This is a genomic window from Leclercia sp. EC_58, assembly GCF_019584355.1.
In the GTDB taxonomy this organism is placed as follows: domain Bacteria; phylum Pseudomonadota; class Gammaproteobacteria; order Enterobacterales; family Enterobacteriaceae; genus Enterobacter.
This window is the reverse complement of the sequence record NZ_VDAM01000001.1, coordinates 1,371,859-1,389,634: the sequence shown is the minus strand read 5'-3', so window position 1 is coordinate 1,389,634 and position 17,776 is coordinate 1,371,859. Positions and strand designations below refer to the sequence as shown.

At 59.2% G+C, this 17,776-nt stretch carries 14 protein-coding genes; 11 read left to right on the top strand and 3 right to left on the bottom strand.

Annotation, left to right across the window (positions count from 1 at the left end; all coding sequences use genetic code 11):
• Positions 1–2: 2 nt before the first annotated feature.
• From FHC51_RS06810 to FHC51_RS06785, 6 genes are read left to right on the top strand one after another with little or no spacing between them, the layout of a single operon-like run.
• Positions 3–1,523 (top strand): sugar ABC transporter ATP-binding protein, encoded by a 1,521-nt coding sequence (locus FHC51_RS06810; protein ID WP_114316132.1) that lies wholly within the window; start codon positions 3–5, stop codon positions 1,521–1,523.
• Entirely contained in the window at positions 1,520–2,515 is a 996-nt protein-coding gene (locus FHC51_RS06805; RefSeq protein ID WP_103177892.1) for a ribose ABC transporter permease, read from the top strand. Before FHC51_RS06810 ends, FHC51_RS06805 begins: the two co-directional genes overlap by 4 nt.
• A 32-nt stretch (positions 2,516–2,547) precedes the next feature.
• On the top strand, positions 2,548–3,489 hold the full coding sequence (locus FHC51_RS06800; RefSeq protein WP_103177891.1) for an ABC transporter substrate-binding protein: 942 nt from the start codon (positions 2,548–2,550) through the stop codon (positions 3,487–3,489).
• Positions 3,490–3,543: 54 nt separating this feature from the next.
• A complete protein-coding gene (locus tag FHC51_RS06795; RefSeq protein ID WP_220435161.1) occupies positions 3,544–4,230 on the top strand; it encodes a D-lyxose/D-mannose family sugar isomerase in 687 nt (228 codons plus the stop codon).
• Between the two features lie 9 nt (positions 4,231–4,239).
• Positions 4,240–5,100 carry a ketose 1,6-bisphosphate aldolase gene (locus FHC51_RS06790; RefSeq protein ID WP_220435160.1) on the top strand — a complete coding sequence of 287 codons (861 nt, stop codon included), beginning with the start codon at positions 4,240–4,242 and terminating at the stop codon, positions 5,098–5,100.
• The gene (locus FHC51_RS06785; protein WP_220436659.1) at positions 5,097–6,110 is read left to right on the top strand and encodes a carbohydrate kinase family protein; all 1,014 of its coding nucleotides are present in this window, start codon (positions 5,097–5,099) and stop codon (positions 6,108–6,110) included. The genes FHC51_RS06790 and FHC51_RS06785 overlap by 4 nt, the downstream gene beginning before the upstream one ends.
• Here FHC51_RS06785 and FHC51_RS06780 read toward each other — a convergent pair.
• Positions 6,107–6,841, bottom strand: coding sequence for a response regulator (locus FHC51_RS06780; RefSeq protein ID WP_103177887.1), 735 nt, complete (start codon positions 6,839–6,841; stop codon positions 6,107–6,109). The genes FHC51_RS06785 and FHC51_RS06780 overlap by 4 nt on opposite strands.
• Positions 6,842–7,107: 266 nt before the next feature.
• On the opposite strand from FHC51_RS06780, the gene fdhF reads away from it, so the two are divergent.
• Positions 7,108–9,255, top strand: a complete 2,148-nt coding sequence (gene fdhF / locus FHC51_RS06775) for a formate dehydrogenase subunit alpha (protein ID WP_220435159.1) — start codon at positions 7,108–7,110, stop codon at positions 9,253–9,255.
• Positions 9,256–9,449: 194 nt separating this feature from the next.
• Positions 9,450–10,124, top strand: a complete 675-nt coding sequence (locus FHC51_RS06770) for a tetratricopeptide repeat protein (RefSeq protein ID WP_114388169.1) — start codon at positions 9,450–9,452, stop codon at positions 10,122–10,124.
• Positions 10,125–10,200: 76 nt separating this feature from the next.
• Here the strand turns inward: FHC51_RS06770 and gltP are convergent, their stop codons facing one another.
• Positions 10,201–11,514, bottom strand: coding sequence for a glutamate/aspartate:proton symporter GltP (gene gltP, locus FHC51_RS06765; protein ID WP_103825416.1), 1,314 nt, complete (start codon positions 11,512–11,514; stop codon positions 10,201–10,203).
• A gap of 420 nt (positions 11,515–11,934) precedes the next feature.
• On the opposite strand from gltP, the gene acs reads away from it, so the two are divergent.
• From acs to actP, 3 genes are all read left to right on the top strand, one after another.
• Positions 11,935–13,893 carry an acetate--CoA ligase gene (gene acs / locus FHC51_RS06760; protein ID WP_103177882.1) on the top strand — a complete coding sequence of 653 codons (1,959 nt, stop codon included), beginning with the start codon at positions 11,935–11,937 and terminating at the stop codon, positions 13,891–13,893.
• 132 nt (positions 13,894–14,025) lie between these two features.
• Positions 14,026–14,340 carry a DUF485 domain-containing protein gene (locus FHC51_RS06755; RefSeq protein WP_103825415.1) on the top strand — a complete coding sequence of 105 codons (315 nt, stop codon included), beginning with the start codon at positions 14,026–14,028 and terminating at the stop codon, positions 14,338–14,340.
• Positions 14,337–15,986, top strand: coding sequence for a cation/acetate symporter ActP (gene actP, locus FHC51_RS06750; protein ID WP_103177880.1), 1,650 nt, complete (start codon positions 14,337–14,339; stop codon positions 15,984–15,986). The genes FHC51_RS06755 and actP overlap by 4 nt, the downstream gene beginning before the upstream one ends.
• A 210-nt stretch (positions 15,987–16,196) precedes the next feature.
• Here actP and FHC51_RS06745 read toward each other — a convergent pair whose 3' ends face one another.
• Positions 16,197–17,774, bottom strand: coding sequence for a hypothetical protein (locus tag FHC51_RS06745; RefSeq protein WP_220435158.1), 1,578 nt, complete (start codon positions 17,772–17,774; stop codon positions 16,197–16,199).
• Between the last annotated feature and the right edge of the window lie 2 nt (positions 17,775–17,776).

Here is a 17,776-nt window from a genome sequence, read left to right as displayed (position 1 = left end):
CCATGAGCAGGACCCCGGTTTTAGAGATGCGCAACATTGCCAAAACCTTTGGCAGCTTTCACGCGCTGAAGGGTGTGGATCTGACGGTCTTCCCCGGTGAGATCCACGCGCTAATGGGTGAAAACGGCGCCGGAAAAAGTACGTTGATGAAAATTCTCGCCGGGGCTTACATCGCCACCAGCGGCGAGATCCTGATCGACGGCAAGCCGTTTCACATCAAAGGCCCGAAAGATGCCCTGGCGGCGGGCATCACCCTGATTTATCAGGAGATGCAGCTGGCACCAAACCTGACCGTAGCCGAAAACATCTTCCTCGGCAGCGAGCTGTCGCGCGGCGGGCTGGTGCAGCGTAAAGAGATGGCGGCCCAGGCCCAGGCGGTAATTGACCGGCTCGGCGCCCAGTTTAAGGCCACCGATCTGGTGATGAAGCTGACCATCGCCGAGCAGCAGCAGGTGGAGATTGCCCGCGCACTGCACCGCAACAGCCGCATTCTGGTAATGGATGAACCCACCGCCGCCCTCTCCTCTCGCGAAACCCATCGTCTGTTTGAACTGATTTTGCGCCTGCGCGATGAAGGGATGGCGATCATCTACATCAGCCACCGCATGGCGGAGGTGTATGAACTGTCGGATCGCGTCAGCGTACTGCGTGACGGCCAGTACGTCGGCAGCCTGACCCGGGACAAGCTCAACGCTGCTGAACTGGTGCGGATGATGGTCGGGCGTCCGTTGAGCGATCTGTTCAATAAAGAGCGCGATATCCCTCTCGGCAGCCCGCGCCTGAATGTCCACCATCTGACCGACGGCGGCAAAGTGCAGCCCTGTAGCCTGCTGGTACGCTCCGGCGAAATCGTCGGCCTCGCCGGGCTGGTGGGGGCCGGGCGCTCAGAGCTGGCCCAGCTGATTTTTGGCGTGCGCAAGGCCACCGGCGGCATGATTGAGGTGGATGGCGAGCCGGTGGTCATCCACTCCCCGCGTGCCGCCATTGAGCACGGCATCGGTTTTTTAACCGAGAACCGCAAGGAGCAGGGGCTGTTCCTTGAGCTGGCGGCGCAGGAGAACATCACCATGGCGACGCTGGAGCGCGACGCCACCTTCGGCATGTTGAACCGCAAAAAAGCGCAGTCGATCTCCGATGACGCCATCGCCCTGCTTAACATTCGCGTGCCGCATTCCCAGGTGCGGGCGGGCGGCCTCTCCGGCGGCAATCAGCAGAAGCTGCTCATCTCCCGCTGGGTGGCGATTGGCCCGCGCATTCTGATCCTCGACGAGCCGACCCGCGGCGTGGATGTTGGGGCCAAAAGCGAGATCTACCGGATCATGAACCAGATGGCGCGTAAAGGGGTGGCGATCCTGATGATCTCCAGCGAACTGCCGGAAGTGGTGGGCATGAGCGATCGCGTTTACGTGATGCGCGAAGGGAGCATTGCCGGCGAGCTGCATCGGGCCGATATCACCCAAGAAAACATCATGACGCTGGCGACCGGCGTTAACGACTCTCATCACCAGGCGGTAAAATCATGAGCCAACAAAATAGTCCGCAACAGGTGGCCAAAGCGGCCTCCGCCAAAAAAATGCTGATGGGCGATCTGATGCAAACCATCGGGATCCTGCCGATATTGATCCTGATTGTCGCCGTCTTTGGTTTTATCGCCCCTAACTTCTTTACCGAAAGCAACCTGCTGAACATCACCCGTCAGGCCTCCATCAATATCGTGCTGGCGGCGGGGATGACCTTCATCATTCTGACCGGCGGCATCGACCTCTCGGTAGGCTCGATTCTGGGCACCACCGCGGTGGCGGCGATGGTGGTCTCGCTGATGCCGGAGCTCTCCATGCTCTCGGTCCCGGCGGCCCTGATGCTCGGGCTGGTGCTGGGCACCATCAACGGGGCGCTGGTGGCCTTTGCCGGATTGCCCCCCTTTATCGTCACGCTCGGCACCTACACGGCGCTGCGCGGGGCGGCCTACCTGCTGGCGGACGGCACCACGGTGATTAACTCCAGCATTAGCTTTGAGTGGATCGGCAATAACTACCTTGGGCCGGTGCCATGGCTGGTGGTGATCGCCCTCGCGGTCATCGTCATCTGCTGGTTCATCCTGCGCCGCACCACCCTCGGGGTACACATCTACGCGGTGGGCGGCAACATGCAGGCGGCGCGCTTAACGGGCATCAAGGTCTGGATGGTACTGCTGTTTGTCTACGGCATGAGCGGCCTGCTCTCGGGTCTGGGCGGGGTGATGAGCGCCTCGCGACTCTACAGCGCCAACGGCAACCTCGGCACTGGCTATGAGCTGGATGCGATTGCGGCGGTGATCCTCGGGGGCACCAGCTTTGTCGGCGGCATCGGCACCATCACCGGCACGCTGGTGGGGGCGCTGATTATCGCCACCCTTAACAACGGCATGACGCTGATGGGCGTCTCCTACTTCTGGCAACTGGTGATCAAAGGGGCGGTGATCATCATTGCGGTACTGATTGACAAATACCGTACCCGACACCATCAAAGTGCATAACAACAATACCCTACATAACGAGGACGAAAAATATGCGTTTAAAACCTCTTGTTACCGCGCTCTGTGCTGGCGCACTGCTTGCAGCAACCCCGTTTGTCCAGGCCAAAGAGCTGAAGTCCATCGGCGTGACGGTGGGCGATCTGGCGAACCCGTTTTTTGTGCAGATCACCAAAGGGGCGGAGCTGGAAGCACGCAAACTGGCGGGAGATAACGTGAAAGTGACGCTGGTCTCCAGCGGTTACGATCTCGGCCAGCAGGTGTCGCAGATTGATAACTTCATCGCTGCGAAGGTCGATATGATCATTCTCAACGCCGCAGACTCGAAGGGGATCGGCCCGGCGGTGAAGCGCGCGAAAGATGCCGGGATTGTGGTAGTGGCGGTTGACGTGGCGGCAGAAGGCGCCGATGCGACCATCACCTCCAACAACACCCAGGCGGGCGAGATGGCCTGTAAGTTGATTACCGACCGTCTGAAAGGCAAAGGCAACGTGGTGATCATCAACGGACCGCCGGTTTCTGCGGTACAGAACCGCGTGGAAGGGTGCCAGACCGAATTTAAAAAACATCCGGATATCAAGGTGCTCTCGGATAACCAGAACGCCAAGGGCAGCCGTGAAGGCGGGCTGGAGGTGATGACCTCGCTGCTGGCCGCCAATCCGAAGATCGACGGCGTGTTCGCCATCAACGATCCGACGGCGATCGGGGCCGATCTGGCGGCGAAGCAGGCGCAACGTAACGAATTCTTTATCGTTGGCGTGGATGGTTCCCCGGATGCGGAAGAGGCGCTGAAGCGCGAAAACTCCCTGTTTATCGCCACCCCGGCGCAGGACCCGCAGGTGATGGCGGCGAAAGCGGTGGAGATTGGCTATGGCATTCTGCAGGGCAAACCGGCGCCGAAAGAGCCGGTGCTGATCCCGGTAACGATGATCGATAAGAACAACGTCGGCACCTATAAGGGCTGGACGGTTAAGTGAGATCGGTGCGGAGCCTCTTCAACAGGGGCTCTGCATATCACGTAAGGAGTTACCATGAAACGCTCCGAAATTAACGAAATCCTCGGCCACACGCGGCAGTTTTTCTCCATGCACGATGTGCATTTGCCCCCCTTTGCCAGCTTCCCCCCTGCCCGCTGGCAGCAGCTCGACGCACAGGCCTGGCGCGAGGTGTTCGATCTTCGCCTCGGCTGGGACGTGACCGCCTTCGGCGGGGATAACTTCGCCGCCCAAGGGCTGACCCTTTTTACCCTCCGCAACGGCTCGCCCGGCGGCAAACCGTGGGCCAAATGCTATGCGGAAAAGATCATGCACGTGCGCGACGGCCAGGTCACGCCGCTGCATTTTCACTGGCGCAAACGCGAGGACATCATTAACCGCGGCGGCGGCAATCTGATTCTTGAGCTGTGGAACGCCGATGAAAATGAGCAGAAAGAGGATGGCGATATTACGGTCTCCATCGACGGGTGCCAGCAGACTCACGCGGCAGGTAGCCATATCCGTCTCGCGCCGGGAGAGAGCATCTGTCTGCCGCCCGGTTTGTACCACAGCTTCTGGGGTGAAGCGGGCTTTGGTGATGTGCTGGTCGGGGAAGTCTCCTCGGTGAATGATGACGATACCGACAACCATTTCCTGCTCCCCACCGCCCGCTATAACAACATTGATGAAGACGAACCGGCCGTGCTGGTGCTGTGTAACGAGTACAGCCTGTTTCGTCTGTAAGGAGTGAACATGCCGCTTATCTCTCTCGCCGACGGGCTGGCGCATGCCCGCGAACACCGTTACGCGCTGGGGGCGTTTAACGTCCTCGACTCTCACTTCCTGCGGGCGCTGTTTGCCGCGGCCCGCCAGGAGAGCTCGCCCTTTATCATCAACATTGCCGAAGTGCACTTTAAGTACGTGTCGCTCGATTCACTGGTGGAGGCGGTGAAATTTGAAGCCGCCCGGCATGACATTCCGGTGGTGCTGAACCTCGATCACGGTCTGCATTTCGAGGCGGTGGTACGGGCGCTGCGCCTGGGGTTCAGCTCGGTGATGTTCGACGGCTCAACGCTGAGCTACGAGGAGAACATCCGCCAGACGCGGGAAGTGGTGAAGATGTGCCACGCGGTGGGCGTGTCGGTGGAGGCGGAGCTGGGCGCAGTGGGGGGCGATGAGGGCGGCGCCCTGTACGGTCACGCCGACGAAGCCTTTTTCACCGATCCGGCCCTGGCGCGGGAATTTGTCGATCAGACCGGCATTGATGCCCTGGCGGTAGCCATCGGCAATGCCCACGGCAAGTACAAGGGGGAACCGAAGCTCGATTTTGCCCGTCTTGACGCCATCCGCCAGCAAACCGGCCTGCCGCTGGTGCTGCACGGCGGATCGGGGATCAGTGACGCCGATTTTCGCCGCGCCATTGAGCTTGGCATTCACAAAATTAACTTCTATACCGGCATGTCCCAGGCGGCGCTGGGGGCCGTGGAGCAGCGCATGGCCAACCGGCAGCCGCTGTATGACGAGTTTGCTGAGCTGCTGCTGGGCATCGAAGAGGCGATTACCGACACCGTCGCCGCGCAGATGCGCACCTTCGGCAGCGCGGGGCAAGCATAATGGAACGCCGGGGCATTATCGCGGCGGGTAATATGCTGGTGGACCATGTCCACCAGATTGTGCAGTGGCCGGAGCGCGGCTGGCTGGCGGAGATCACCCATAGCGAGCGCGCCACCGGCGGTGCACCGCTTAACGTACTGTTAACCTTGGCAAAAATGCATACCGGGATCCCGCTGCAGGCGGTCGGGCTGGTGGGGGAGGATAACGACGGGGATTACATTCTCGCCATGCTCGACCAGTATCACGTCAACCGCCAGCGGGTACAGCGCACCACTTTTGCCCCTACCTCCATGTCGCAGGTGATGACCGACCCCAGCGGCCAACGTACCTTTTTCCACTCACCGGGGGCGAACCGCCTGCTGGATCTGCCCGCCTTTGACCGGCTCGATTACAGCATGAAGATCTTCCATCTGGGTTACCTTCTGCTGCTCGATAGCCTGGATATGCCGGACGACGAATATGGCACCCGCAGCGCGCGGCTGCTGGCGCAGATGCGCGATCTGGGGTTTAAAACGTCCCTCGATCTGGTGTCGCGTAAGGGCGATCCGCGCTATCAGCCGCTGGTGCTCCCTGCCCTGCGCCATCTCGACTATCTGGTGATCAACGAGCTGGAGGCGGGCGAGTTCAGCGGCCTGCCGATGCGCGATGATCAGGATGCGCCGGTGATCGCGAATATTGCCGCGGCGGCGGCAGATCTGCTGGCGGCGGGGGTGAAGTCACGGGTAGTGATCCATTGCCCGGAGGGGGCGTGGGGTCAGGAGCCGGGCCAGGCGGGAAGCTGGATCCCCTCGTGGCGGCTTACGCAGGAGGAGATTGTCGGCAGCGTCGGGGCTGGCGATGCCTTCTGCGCCGGATTTTTGTATGGCTGCCACGAATCGCTGTCGCTGACCGAGAGCATTCGGATGGCGCACGCCTGCGCCCGGGCCAGCCTGCTGGCCGCCAACGCCATCGACGGGGCAAAAACGTTGCAGGAGCTGCAGCTGTTTATTGAGGAGAACCGCCTGGTCTAAGCCGCCCTGTCGCCATGCTGCACGTCGGCGGCAAAGACGTAGCCCAGCCCGCGGATGGTTTTAATCAGCAGTGGCTGATGGGGATTGATTTCGATTTTGCGGCGCAGGCGCATGATCAGCACGTCGATGGTGCGGTCAAACACCTCCGCGCTTTCGCTGTGGGTCAGCTCCAGCAGCTGCTCCCGGCTCAGCACCCGCCGGGCATTCTGGGTAAGCGCCAGCAGCAGACCGTATTCGCCCTGGGTCAGGGAGACCACGTTGCGCGCGGCGTCAATCAGCTCGCAGCGGGCGGTATCCAGCGTCCAGCCGTTAAAGCCGATCCCGCCTGCCCGCGGGACCGCCGCAGGCTCCGCCGCCAGCGCGCCGGTGCGACGGAGCACGGCCTTGACGCGCGCCACCACCACCCGGGGGTTAAAGGGTTTGCCGATATAATCGTCCGCCCCCATCTCCAGCCCCACCACCACATCCGACTCGCTGCCAAGACCCGTGAGCATAATGACCGGCAGCTCAGGACGCTGCTTTTGCAGCTGCTGTAATACCTGTAGGCCGTTGATATCCGGCAGCATCATATCGAGCAAAACCAGTGCAATATCCGGCATCTGGCTGGCCAGACGCAGCGCATCCTGCCCGTTGTGGCAGACATGGACGGTAAAGACGTGCTCGTTGAGAACGTCCTGCAACAGTTCGCAGACCGCGGTGTCGTCATCGACCACCAGAATTGCTGGTTTCATTACGGGACCCCATAGAGAAGATAAAGATCAGTCTGGCCCATTCTGTGCAAGGCTCCAGCCCAAACGCCTTTTCCATCACGAATCTTCAACCGCCGTCACATCCCCCGTCACTTCCGCCGCCGCAATTTTTGCCGCAGGCCTGTTTTTCGTCAGGGTATTGCCCAGGATTCACCCGTAAAGTCAGGGAAAAACCACAACAGGAATGCGGCTTAGAGGCGGCATACTCAACCGACATATCAGCATCATGTGAAACTGGAGCGAGATCGATGAAAAACGTCATCACGGTTTGCCCCTATTGCGCATCAGGTTGCAAGATCAACCTGGTGGTCGATAACGGCACAATCGTCCGGGCGGAGGCGGCCAACGGCAAAACCAACCAGGGCACGCTGTGCCTGAAGGGCTACTTCGGCTGGGATTTTATTAACGATACCCAAATCCTCACCCCGCGGCTGAAAACCCCGATGATCCGCAGAACGCGCGGCGGTAAGCTGATGCCCGTTTCGTGGGAAACGGCGCTGGATTACGTCGCCAGCCGCCTCACCGCCATCAAGGAAAAGCACGGCCCGGACGCGATCCAGACCACCGGCTCGTCACGCGGCACCGGGAATGAAACCAACTATCTGATGCAGAAGTTTGCGCGCGCCGTTATCGGCACCAATAACGTCGACTGCTGCGCCCGCGTCTGACACGGCCCCTCGGTTGCAGGTCTGCACCAGTCGGTCGGCAATGGCGCCATGAGCAATGCCATCAACGAGATTGATAACACTGCGTTAGTCTTTATTTTTGGCTATAACCCGGCGGATTCGCACCCGATTGTCGCCAACCATATTCTGCGCGCGAAACAGAACGGGGCAAAAATCATCGTCTGCGATCCGCGGCGCATCGAAACCGCCCGCATTGCCGATATGCATATCGCATTGCGAAACGGCTCGAATATCGCCCTGCTCAATGCCATCGGCCACGTGATTATTGCCGAGCAGCTCTACGATCGGGCCTTCGTCGCCACCCGCACGGAGGGCTTTGATGAGTACCGTGAGATCGTTGAACGCTATACGCCGGAGTCGGTGGAGAGCATTACCGGCGTAAGCGCGGGAGAGATCCGTCAGGCGGCACGCCTGTATGCCGGGGCCAACACTGCTACTCTGCTGTGGGGAATGGGGGTGACCCAGTTCTGGCAGGGGGTGGAAACCGTGCGCGCGCTGACCAGCCTTGCCATGCTGACCGGCAATCTCGGCAAAGCCCACGTGGGGGTCAACCCGGTGCGCGGGCAGAATAACGTGCAGGGGGCCTGCGACATGGGGGCACTGCCGGATACCTATCCGGGCTACCAGTACGTTAAGTTTCCGGAAAACCGCGAGAAATTTGCCAAAGCCTGGGGCGTGGAGAGCCTGCCGGCGAACCCCGGCTACCGTATCAGCGAGCTGCCGCACCGCGTGGCCCACGGCGAGGTGCGCGCAGCGTACATCATGGGCGAAGACCCGCTGCAAACCGATGCTGAGCTCTCGGCGGTGCGCAAAGCTTTTGACGATCTGGAGCTGGTGATTGTCCAGGATATCTTTATGACCAAAACCGCGGCGGCGGCGGACGTGATCCTGCCCTCCACCTCCTGGGGCGAGCATGAAGGGGTCTACACCGCAGCCGATCGCGGCTTCCAGCGCTTCTTCAAAGCCGTGGAGCCGAAGTGGGACCTGAAAACCGACTGGCAGATTATCAGCGAGATTGCCACCCGGATGGGTTATCCGATGCACTACGACAACACCCAGCAAATCTGGGACGAGCTGCGCCAGCTCTGCCCGGCCTTTAAGGGGGCAACCTACGAGAAGATGGGCGAGCTGGGCTATATTCAGTGGCCCTGCCGGGACGAGTCGCCGGAAGATCGGGGCACGTCGTACCTGTTCGCCGAGAAATTCGATACCCCGAACGGGCTGGCGCAGTTCTTCACCTGCGACTGGATGGCGCCGATGGATACGCTGTCGCCAGAGTATCCAATGGTGCTCTCCACCGTGCGCGAAGTGGGTCACTACTCCTGCCGCTCCATGACCGGCAACTGTGCGGCGCTATCGGCGCTGGCGGATGAGCCCGGCTATGTGCAAATCAACACCGGGGATGCCAAACAGCTGGGCATTGAGGATGACGCCCTGGTGTGGGTCACCTCCCGTAAAGGCCGGGTCATCACTCGGGCCCAGGTGAGCGATCGGCCAAACAAAGGGGCGGTATACATGACCTACCAGTGGTGGATTGGTGCCTGCAACGAGCTGGTAACGGAAAACCTGAGCCCAATAACCAAAACGCCGGAATATAAATATTGTGCCGTGCGCCTCGAGCCGATAGCGGATCAGGTTGCCGCCGAGCGCTATGTTATCGATGAATATAATGCGTTGAAAAAGCGTTTACGGGAAACCGCGATGGGGTGATGTAATACTTGAAGTATGACGGGTATAAAGAGTGAACAACACGAAGTGGCGGCTAATTAGCCTGCGCAGCAGGCTAATTTCAGCGGGCGGGGAGACCCGCCCGGCTTGTAGGTAGTGGAGGTCTTAACGCACCCATTTTTTTATTCACATCGCCCGCTTATACTGCCCGCTATCTACCCCTACGAAAATAACGCATGAAACTTCTTTATCTGTTGTTGATCCTTTTTACTTCTCTGGCGAGCGCCGAGGAGATTGGCGGCCAGTACCGGAAGCAGGCTGAAGCGGGCGACAGTCGGGCCCAGTACTATCTTGCCGAAACCTGGTACAGCTCGGGTGATGATAAGCAGGCCGAAATCTGGGCCGAAAAAGCAGCGAAAAACGGCGATATCGATGCCATGGCCCTGCTGTCCCAAATCAAGTTAAAGCACGGCGATTTAGCCCAGGCCAAAGGACTTGCGCAGCAGGCGACCGTCGCCGGGAGTTCACCGGGGGCCGTGATGCTGGCGCGGCTGCTGGTAAACACCCGGGCCGGGAAGACCGACTATCCGCAAGCGCTGAGCTTACTGCACAAGGTCGCTGAGAATACCGAAGACGACGCCGCCGTTGATGCCCAGCAGCTGCTGGGGCTGATCTACGCCAACGGCGTGGAAGTGGCGCAGGATGATGTGCAGGCCGCGCGGTGGTTTAAGCAGAGCTCCACCCTCTCGCGCACAGGCTATGCGGAGTACTGGGCGGGCCAGATCTTTAAGCAGGGCGAGGAAGGATTTATCACCCCCAATAAACAGAAGGCGCTCTACTGGTTGAATCTGAGCTGTAGCGAAGGGTTTGATACCGGGTGTGAGGAGTTTGATGCGTTAAGCGGGGAGTAAATGCCCGGCGGCACTACGTTTGCCGGGCCTACGGTCATGTAGGCCGGGTAAGCGAAGCGCCACCCGGCTTTTCACTTTACTGGTCAGCCGTCTTATCAAACCGCCCCAGCACCTCGCGCTCATAGGCCAGCGCTTTTTTACGGTCAAACTTATGTTCCCACTTGGCAATCACCAGCACCGCCAGCGCGTTACCCACCACGTTCAGCGCGGTACGCGCCATGTCGAGGATACGGTCAACACCGGCGATAAATGCCAGTCCTTCCAGTGGAATGCCCACACTGCCCAGGGTCGCCAGCAGCACCACAAACGACACGCCCGGCACACCGGCAATGCCTTTCGAGGTCACCATCAGCGTTAGCACCAGCACAATCTCCTGCCACAGGGAGAGGTCAATGCCGTACAGCTGGGCAATAAAGATCGCGGCGATACTCTGGTACAGCGTGGAGCCATCAAGGTTAAAGGAGTAGCCGGTCGGCACCACGAAGCTGGTGATCGACGCCGGCGCGCCGTAAGCCTCCATCTTCTGGATGATGCGCGGCAGCACGCTTTCAGAGCTGGCGGTGGAGTACGCCAGAATCAGCTCGTCCTTCAGAATGCGGATCAGGATCCAGATGCTCAGCCCGCACATACGCGCCACTAAACCCAGCACCACCAGCGCGAAGAAGATGATGGCGAAATGCACCAGCAGCACCAGCTTCGCCAGCGGCCACAGGGAAGCAAAACCGAAGTTCGCCACCGTCACGGAGATCAGCGCAAACACCCCTACCGGTGCATAACGCATCACCATGTGGGTCACTTTAAACATGGTTTCAGAGATGGAGCGGAACACGGTCACCAGCGGCTCGCGGTGGGCGGAGGGCAGCGACGCCAGCCCCAGACCAAACAGCACCGAGAAGAAGATGATCGGCAGCATTTCGCCCTTCGCCATCGACGCCACGATATTGGTCGGCACCAGCGACAGGATCGTCCCCATCAGGCCATGGGAGTGGCTCTGCACATCGGCTGTTGTGCTCTGGTATTTCGAAATATCCACCGTCGCCAGCTGCGACATATCAATGCCCGCGCCCGGCTGGAACACATTCGCCAGCGTGATGCCGAGAACGATGGCCACCGTAGTGATCACTTCGAAATAAAGGATAGTTTTCGCGCCGATGCGGCCCAGTTGCTTCGCGTCACCCACCCCGGCAATCCCCACCACCAGCGTCGAGATAACAATCGGCACCACAATCATCTTGATCAGATGAATAAAGATATCGCCAGCAGGCGACAGTAAATTGGCGATCAGCCATTCGCGGCTGTCACTGTGATAATGCAGATAACTACCCAGCAAGATACCCAGCACAAGGGCCAGCAAAATTTGCCAGGCCAGGCTGACTTTCAAATTTTTCATAACAAGAGACTTCCTCAACGAAGTGTTCGTACTCGTAAAACGAAGGGGACGACACATACTGAAAGGGTATGAATTGTGTTGCGTTCATTTATGGGGTTTTTTAACGCGCGGTATCAGTACCATTTGCACGGCATGCTGCGCAAGCCTTTAAGAACGAGGCATTTGACTGACAAAAGAGGTGGTTACGCTAATTTGTATCGATGATGATAAATAACCTTTTGTAATGAAAACGCTTTTTTATCCATAAAAGCAAATAATCCTCAAGAGCAATTATTTTCCTTCAAAGTGTCATTTGCGCGTTTTTTGTTCTCTTTAACATTTGCGTGATCTGTCGCCCAAATAGTAAACAAAGCTGCCAAAGCCCCTACAATTAACGTTTTTGCGACATATTATTAACATCCTACAAGGAGAATAAAAGCCATGAGCCAAGTCCATAAACACGACATTCCCGCAAATATTGCGGACCGCTGCCTGATTAACCCTGAGCAGTACCAGGAGAAGTATCAACACTCCATCACCAACCCTGACGCTTTCTGGGGCGAGCAGGGTAAAATCCTTGACTGGATCACGCCCTATCAGACGGTCAAGAACACCTCTTTTGCCCCAGGTAACGTCTCTATTAAATGGTATGAAGACGGTACGCTGAACCTAGCCGCCAACTGTCTGGATCGCCACCTTGCCGAGCGCGGTGACCAGACGGCGATCATCTGGGAGGGCGACGACGCCACCCAGAGCAAAAATATCACCTACCGCGAACTGCACCGCGATGTCTGCCGCTTTGCTAACGTGCTGCTGGCTCAGGGCATCAAGAAAGGCGACGTGGTTGCCATCTATATGCCGATGGTGCCGGAAGCGGCCGTGGCGATGCTGGCCTGCGCCCGCATCGGCGCCGTGCACTCCGTGATCTTTGGCGGCTTCTCGCCGGAAGCGGTGGCCGGGCGCATTATCGACTCCAGCTCCAAACTGGTGATCACCGCCGACGAAGGCGTGCGTGCTGGCCGTGCCGTTCCGCTGAAAAAGAACGTTGATGACGCGCTGAAAAACCCCAATGTAAACAGCGTCAACAGCGTGATTGTGCTCAAGCGCACCGGCAACGCCATTGAATGGCATGAGGGGCGCGACCTCTGGTGGAGCGACCTGATTGAGCAGGCCAGCGACCAGCACCAGCCGGAAGCGATGAACGCGGAAGATCCGCTGTTTATCCTCTATACCTCCGGCTCAACCGGCAAGCCGAAGGGCGTCCTGCACACCACCGGCGGCTATCTGGTCTATGCGGCAACTACCTTTAAGTATGTCTTTGATTATCATCAGGGTGATATCTACTGGTGCACCGCTGATGTGGGCTGGGTGACGGGCCACAGCTACCTGCTGTACGGCCCGCTGGCCTGCGGCGCCACCACCCTGATGTTTGAAGGGGTGCCAAACTGGCCGACCCCGGCGCGCATGAGCCAGGTGGTGGACAAACACCAGGTCAATATTCTCTATACCGCCCCGACCGCGATCCGCGCCCTGATGGCGGAAGGCGATAAGGCGATTGAAGGCACCGACCGCTCCTCCCTGCGTATCCTCGGTTCCGTGGGTGAGCCGATCAACCCGGAAGCCTGGGAGTGGTACTGGAAGAAGATCGGCAACGAGAAGTGTCCGGTGGTCGACACCTGGTGGCAGACCGAAACCGGCGGGTTCATGATCACCCCGCTGCCGGGCGCCACTCAGCTGAAAGCCGGTTCCGCGACCCGTCCGTTCTTTGGCGTTCAGCCTGCGCTGGTGGACAACGAAGGCACGCCGCTGGAAGGGGCCACTGAGGGCAACCTGGTCATCACCGACTCCTGGCCGGGTCAGGCACGCACCCTGTTTGGCGATCACGATCGCTTCGAGCAGACCTACTTCTCTACCTTCAAAAACATGTACTTCAGCGGCGACGGCGCGCGTCGTGATGAAGATGGCTACTACTGGATCACCGGCCGCGTGGACGACGTGCTGAACGTCTCCGGCCACCGTTTGGGGACCGCCGAGATCGAATCTGCCCTCGTGTCGCATCCGAAAATCGCCGAAGCGGCGGTGGTCGGTATTCCACACAACATCAAAGGCCAGGCGATCTATGCCTACGTCACCTTAAACCACGGCGAAGAGCCGTCACCCGAGCTCTATACCGAAGTGCGTAACTGGGTGCGGAAAGAGATTGGCCCGCTTGCCACCCCGGACGTGCTGCACTGGACCGACTCGCTGCCGAAAACCCGCTCCGGCAAAATCATGCGCCGTATTCTGCGCAAGATTGCGGCGGGGGATACCAGCAATTTAGGCGACACCTCTACGCTCGCCGATCCTGGCGTGGTGGACAAACTGCTCGAAGAGAAGCAGGCCATCGCAATGCCATCGTAATACCCTCACCTTAGCCCTCTCCCTTAAAGAGAGAGGGGAATATAAAAACCACCCCAAAGGATTTCGCGTTGCAGGTACGTGACTGCTCAGGCTGCGTGAAAACCGAAGGGGGATACCTCTGGAGATTCTGTGATGAATGACAATATTTGTCAGCAGATAGAGAACAGTGCGCACTACAGGGAGCTGGTGGATAAACGGCAACGGTTTGCCTTCATTCTCTCTATTATCATGCTGATCATCTACGTGGGCTTTATCCTGCTGATCGCCTTTGCGCCGCACTGGCTGGGCACGCCGCTGCATGCGGGCACCAGCGTCACGCGCGGCATCCCTATCGGTATCGGTGTGATTGTCGTTTCGTTTGTGCTGACCGGCGTCTACGTCTGGCGCGCTAACGGTGAGTTCGACCGTCTGAACAAAGCGGTTCTGCGCGAGGTAAAAGCATCATGAAGAGAGTCCTGACGGCGCTTGCCGCCGCCCTCCCCCTCGCGGCAAATGCCGCCGATGCCATTGGCGGCGCGGTTGAACGCCAGCCGACCAACTGGCAGGCGATTGTGATGTTCCTGATCTTCGTGGTGCTGACGCTGTACATCACCTACTGGGCGTCGAAACGCGTACGCTCCCGTAACGATTACTATACCGCGGGCGGCAACATTACCGGTTTCCAGAACGGGCTGGCCATCGCCGGTGATTTTATGTCGGCGGCCTCTTTCCTCGGTATCTCCGCGCTGGTCTATACCTCCGGCTACGACGGGCTGATCTACTCTCTGGGCTTCCTCGTTGGCTGGCCGATCATCCTGTTCCTGATCGCCGAACGCCTGCGTAACCTGGGGCGTTATACCTTTGCCGACGTCGCCTCGTACCGCCTGAAACAGGGGCCGATTCGTACCCTTTCCGCCTGCGGCTCGCTGGTGGTGGTGGCCCTCTACCTGATCGCCCAGATGGTGGGAGCCGGCAAGCTGATCCAGCTGCTGTTCGGCCTGAACTACCATGTCGCGGTGGTGCTGGTGGGTGTGCTGATGGTGATGTATGTCCTGTTTGGCGGCATGCTCGCCACCACCTGGGTGCAGATCATCAAAGCCGTGCTGCTGCTGTTCGGCGCCAGCTTTATGGCCTTTATGGTCATGAAGCATGTCGGCTTCAGCTTTAATAACCTCTTTACCGAAGCGATGGCGGTACACCCGAAAGGGGAAGCGATCATGAGCCCCGGCGGGCTGGTGAAAGATCCGATCTCGGCGCTGTCGTTAGGGCTGGGCCTGATGTTTGGTACCGCGGGCCTGCCGCACATTCTGATGCGTTTCTTCACGGTGTCAGATGCGCGCGAAGCGCGTAAAAGCGTCTTCTACGCCACCGGCTTTATGGGTTACTTCTACATCCTGACCTTTATCATCGGCTTCGGCGCCATCATGCTGGTGGGTGCAAACCCGGCCTTCAAGGATGCGGCGGGCGCGCTGATTGGCGGCAACAATATGGCGGCAGTCCATCTGGCTGACGCGGTGGGCGGCAACCTGTTCCTCGGCTTTATCTCCGCCGTGGCCTTCGCCACGATTCTGGCGGTGGTGGCTGGCCTGACCCTGGCGGGTGCTTCTGCGGTCTCCCACGACCTCTATGCCAACGTCTGGCGTAAAGGCGCCTCTGAACGCGACGAACTGAAGGTCTCCAAAATCACCGTTCTGGTGCTGGGGGTCGTCGCCATTCTGCTGGGGATCCTGTTCGAGAATCAGAACATCGCCTTTATGGTGGGGCTGGCCTTCTCCATAGCGGCAAGCTGCAACTTCCCGATCATTCTGCTCTCTATGTACTGGTCGAAGCTGACCACCCGCGGAGCGATGATTGGCGGCTGGCTCGGCCTGCTGACGGCGGTGATCCTGATGATCCTCGGCCCGACTATCTGGGTGCAGATCCTCGGCCACGAAAGCGCCATCTTCCCGTATGAGTACCCGGCGCTCTTCTCCATCGCCGTGGCCTTTATCGGCATCTGGGTCTTCTCGGCAACCGATAACTCGCCGGAAGGCAACCTGGAGCGCGAGAAGTTCCGCGCCCAGTTTATCCGCTCCCAAACCGGCCTGGGTGTCGAACAGGGCCGCGCGCACTAAAATCCCCTCCCCGGCCGCTGGTCGGGGATCACATTTTTTTCCCCTTCTGGTGACGTTTATCACGTCGCCAGAACAGAAAAAGCCGATGCGGATCACAGGCTTTATCTGCAATCCGCAACCTCCATCACACTTTTCCCGATTCCACGCCGATCCCCCGCTTTCCCTGCCCGCGGTATACAGACAACCCCGACCGCAGTTTTTATTCTTTGGTTACAGCGACTCGCCGAGGCTTCTGGCAAAGCACTCCAGCCGCGCCGGGCTCAGCAACAGCGGCAGGAAGAGCGGGCTGCTGGCGGGCGGATCTGTCAGCCAGCGATCCAGGGTGTCGCTGAAGTGCAGCAGCCGCTGCTGATGCTGCTTCAGGGTATCGGCAGGCAGACTTTGCGGACCGTAGTGATCCAGCCACACGACGTCGGTCACGGCGGCGGCGACGTGAGAGAACATCTGGCTGTAGATCTCCGCGCTGCGCCAGGCGGCCAGCAGGATCGCCAGGGTATCGTCCGGGCAGGTTATACGCGGCATCAGTTCACGCAGGTTGTGCAGCGTACGTGACGCCAGGAAGCAGGCGGCCTCTTTTTCCAGCGCCACCCGCTCACGCTGCTCTTTGCCAAGAACAGGATCGTCGGTGGGCATCAGCGGCTGCCAGGCGTGCAGCCAGTTAGCGCTGCGGGTGTCCGTATGAAGCAATTGCTGCGCCTGGGCAATGCTCTCCGGGATCTGGCTCTGGTAGTGCAGCCGCCGTCCGAGGAAGTTTGGCGTTTTGCACAGCCAGTCGTAGCTGGCGTGGAGGATGGCCGAAAGCTGATGTTTGTCCGCCAAAGCGCGAAAGCCGAACTGATGGTGTTCAGCCCAACGCTCGAAGGTAGCGGGCAGCGCGGCATCGGCGGCATGGTTGGCGGCAGAGAGGCCAAACAGGTTGATGGCGTTGACGGAGTCCATCACCCGGCTGTCGGGCAACCACTGCCAGCTCACGCGGGAGGTAATCGCTTCGATTTCGTTTTCTGTGGCGCTGAGCGCCCAGCTTAAGCGGCCGCCAATCTCATCGGCCAGATAGCACGGCAGTGCGCTCCAGCCGTAGCCGATACCGAAGAGATCGTACTCGATCCACTTTTTATGCCCCGGCAGGGTGGCGATGTTGGGATGGTTGGCAAAACCGGGGTGGTAATCCAGCTCGGTGGCTTTTACCGAGGCGCGCACGTCGTCCGGGAGCGTCGCCAGAATGCCGGAGAGCTGCTGTCGCGGCCAGCTGTTGTCAATGAAGTCGCGCAGGATGAGCTTTTTTCCCTGGGCGCGCAGTAGGCTCCAGACATCATACAGGCTTTGCAGCCAGCGGCTGGTCTGAAAGTCTGGCGTCGTCAGGCTGAGAATCAGCCCGCCGAGATGGGGCAGCGCCTGTAAAAGCGGATGCAGTATCGCGGCATAAAAAGGGTGCCAGAAATCGGGCGCGTGCTTTTCGTCGAACGTCAGTTCCGGGAATTTACGCTTAATAATGTCGTCATTGGGCGCGGCCTCACCCTGAAGCCAGAACGATAAATTATTTTCCGCCAGATAACGGTCGACGCGTTTTAAATAGTGCAGGGCGTAATTTTGCTGATGAATAAGGTTCTCGACGTTGAGTTTCTGGCTTAACGGCGAGGGCGTCGCAAGTATTGAAAGCAGTTCCTGTTGGTGCAGGATGATGCCAGTGAAACCGTGCTGTTTCGCGCTTTTCACCCCCTGAATAAACCAGGGCCAGTGCCAGATAAACGTGCTGTTCAGCTCCATCAGTTGATGGGGAATACGTTTCATTG

Bases quoted from the DNA above. Each gene is read 5' to 3' on its own strand.
- FHC51_RS06810 (WP_114316132.1), top strand. From the start codon at position 3: ATGAGCAGGACCCCGGTTTTAGAGATGCGCAACATTGCCAAAACCTTT.
- FHC51_RS06805 (WP_103177892.1), top strand. From the start codon at position 1,520: ATGAGCCAACAAAATAGTCCGCAACAGGTGGCCAAAGCGGCCTCCGCC.
- FHC51_RS06800 (WP_103177891.1), top strand. From the start codon at position 2,548: ATGCGTTTAAAACCTCTTGTTACCGCGCTCTGTGCTGGCGCACTGCTT.
- FHC51_RS06795 (WP_220435161.1), top strand. From the start codon at position 3,544: ATGAAACGCTCCGAAATTAACGAAATCCTCGGCCACACGCGGCAGTTT.
- FHC51_RS06790 (WP_220435160.1), top strand. From the start codon at position 4,240: ATGCCGCTTATCTCTCTCGCCGACGGGCTGGCGCATGCCCGCGAACAC.
- FHC51_RS06780 (WP_103177887.1), bottom strand. From the start codon at position 6,841: ATGAAACCAGCAATTCTGGTGGTCGATGACGACACCGCGGTCTGCGAA.
- FHC51_RS06770 (WP_114388169.1), top strand. From the start codon at position 9,450: ATGAAACTTCTTTATCTGTTGTTGATCCTTTTTACTTCTCTGGCGAGC.
- gltP (WP_103825416.1), bottom strand. From the start codon at position 11,514: ATGAAAAATTTGAAAGTCAGCCTGGCCTGGCAAATTTTGCTGGCCCTT.
- acs (WP_103177882.1), top strand. From the start codon at position 11,935: ATGAGCCAAGTCCATAAACACGACATTCCCGCAAATATTGCGGACCGC.
- FHC51_RS06755 (WP_103825415.1), top strand. From the start codon at position 14,026: ATGAATGACAATATTTGTCAGCAGATAGAGAACAGTGCGCACTACAGG.
- actP (WP_103177880.1), top strand. From the start codon at position 14,337: ATGAAGAGAGTCCTGACGGCGCTTGCCGCCGCCCTCCCCCTCGCGGCA.
- FHC51_RS06745 (WP_220435158.1), bottom strand. From the start codon at position 17,774: ATGAAACGTATTCCCCATCAACTGATGGAGCTGAACAGCACGTTTATC.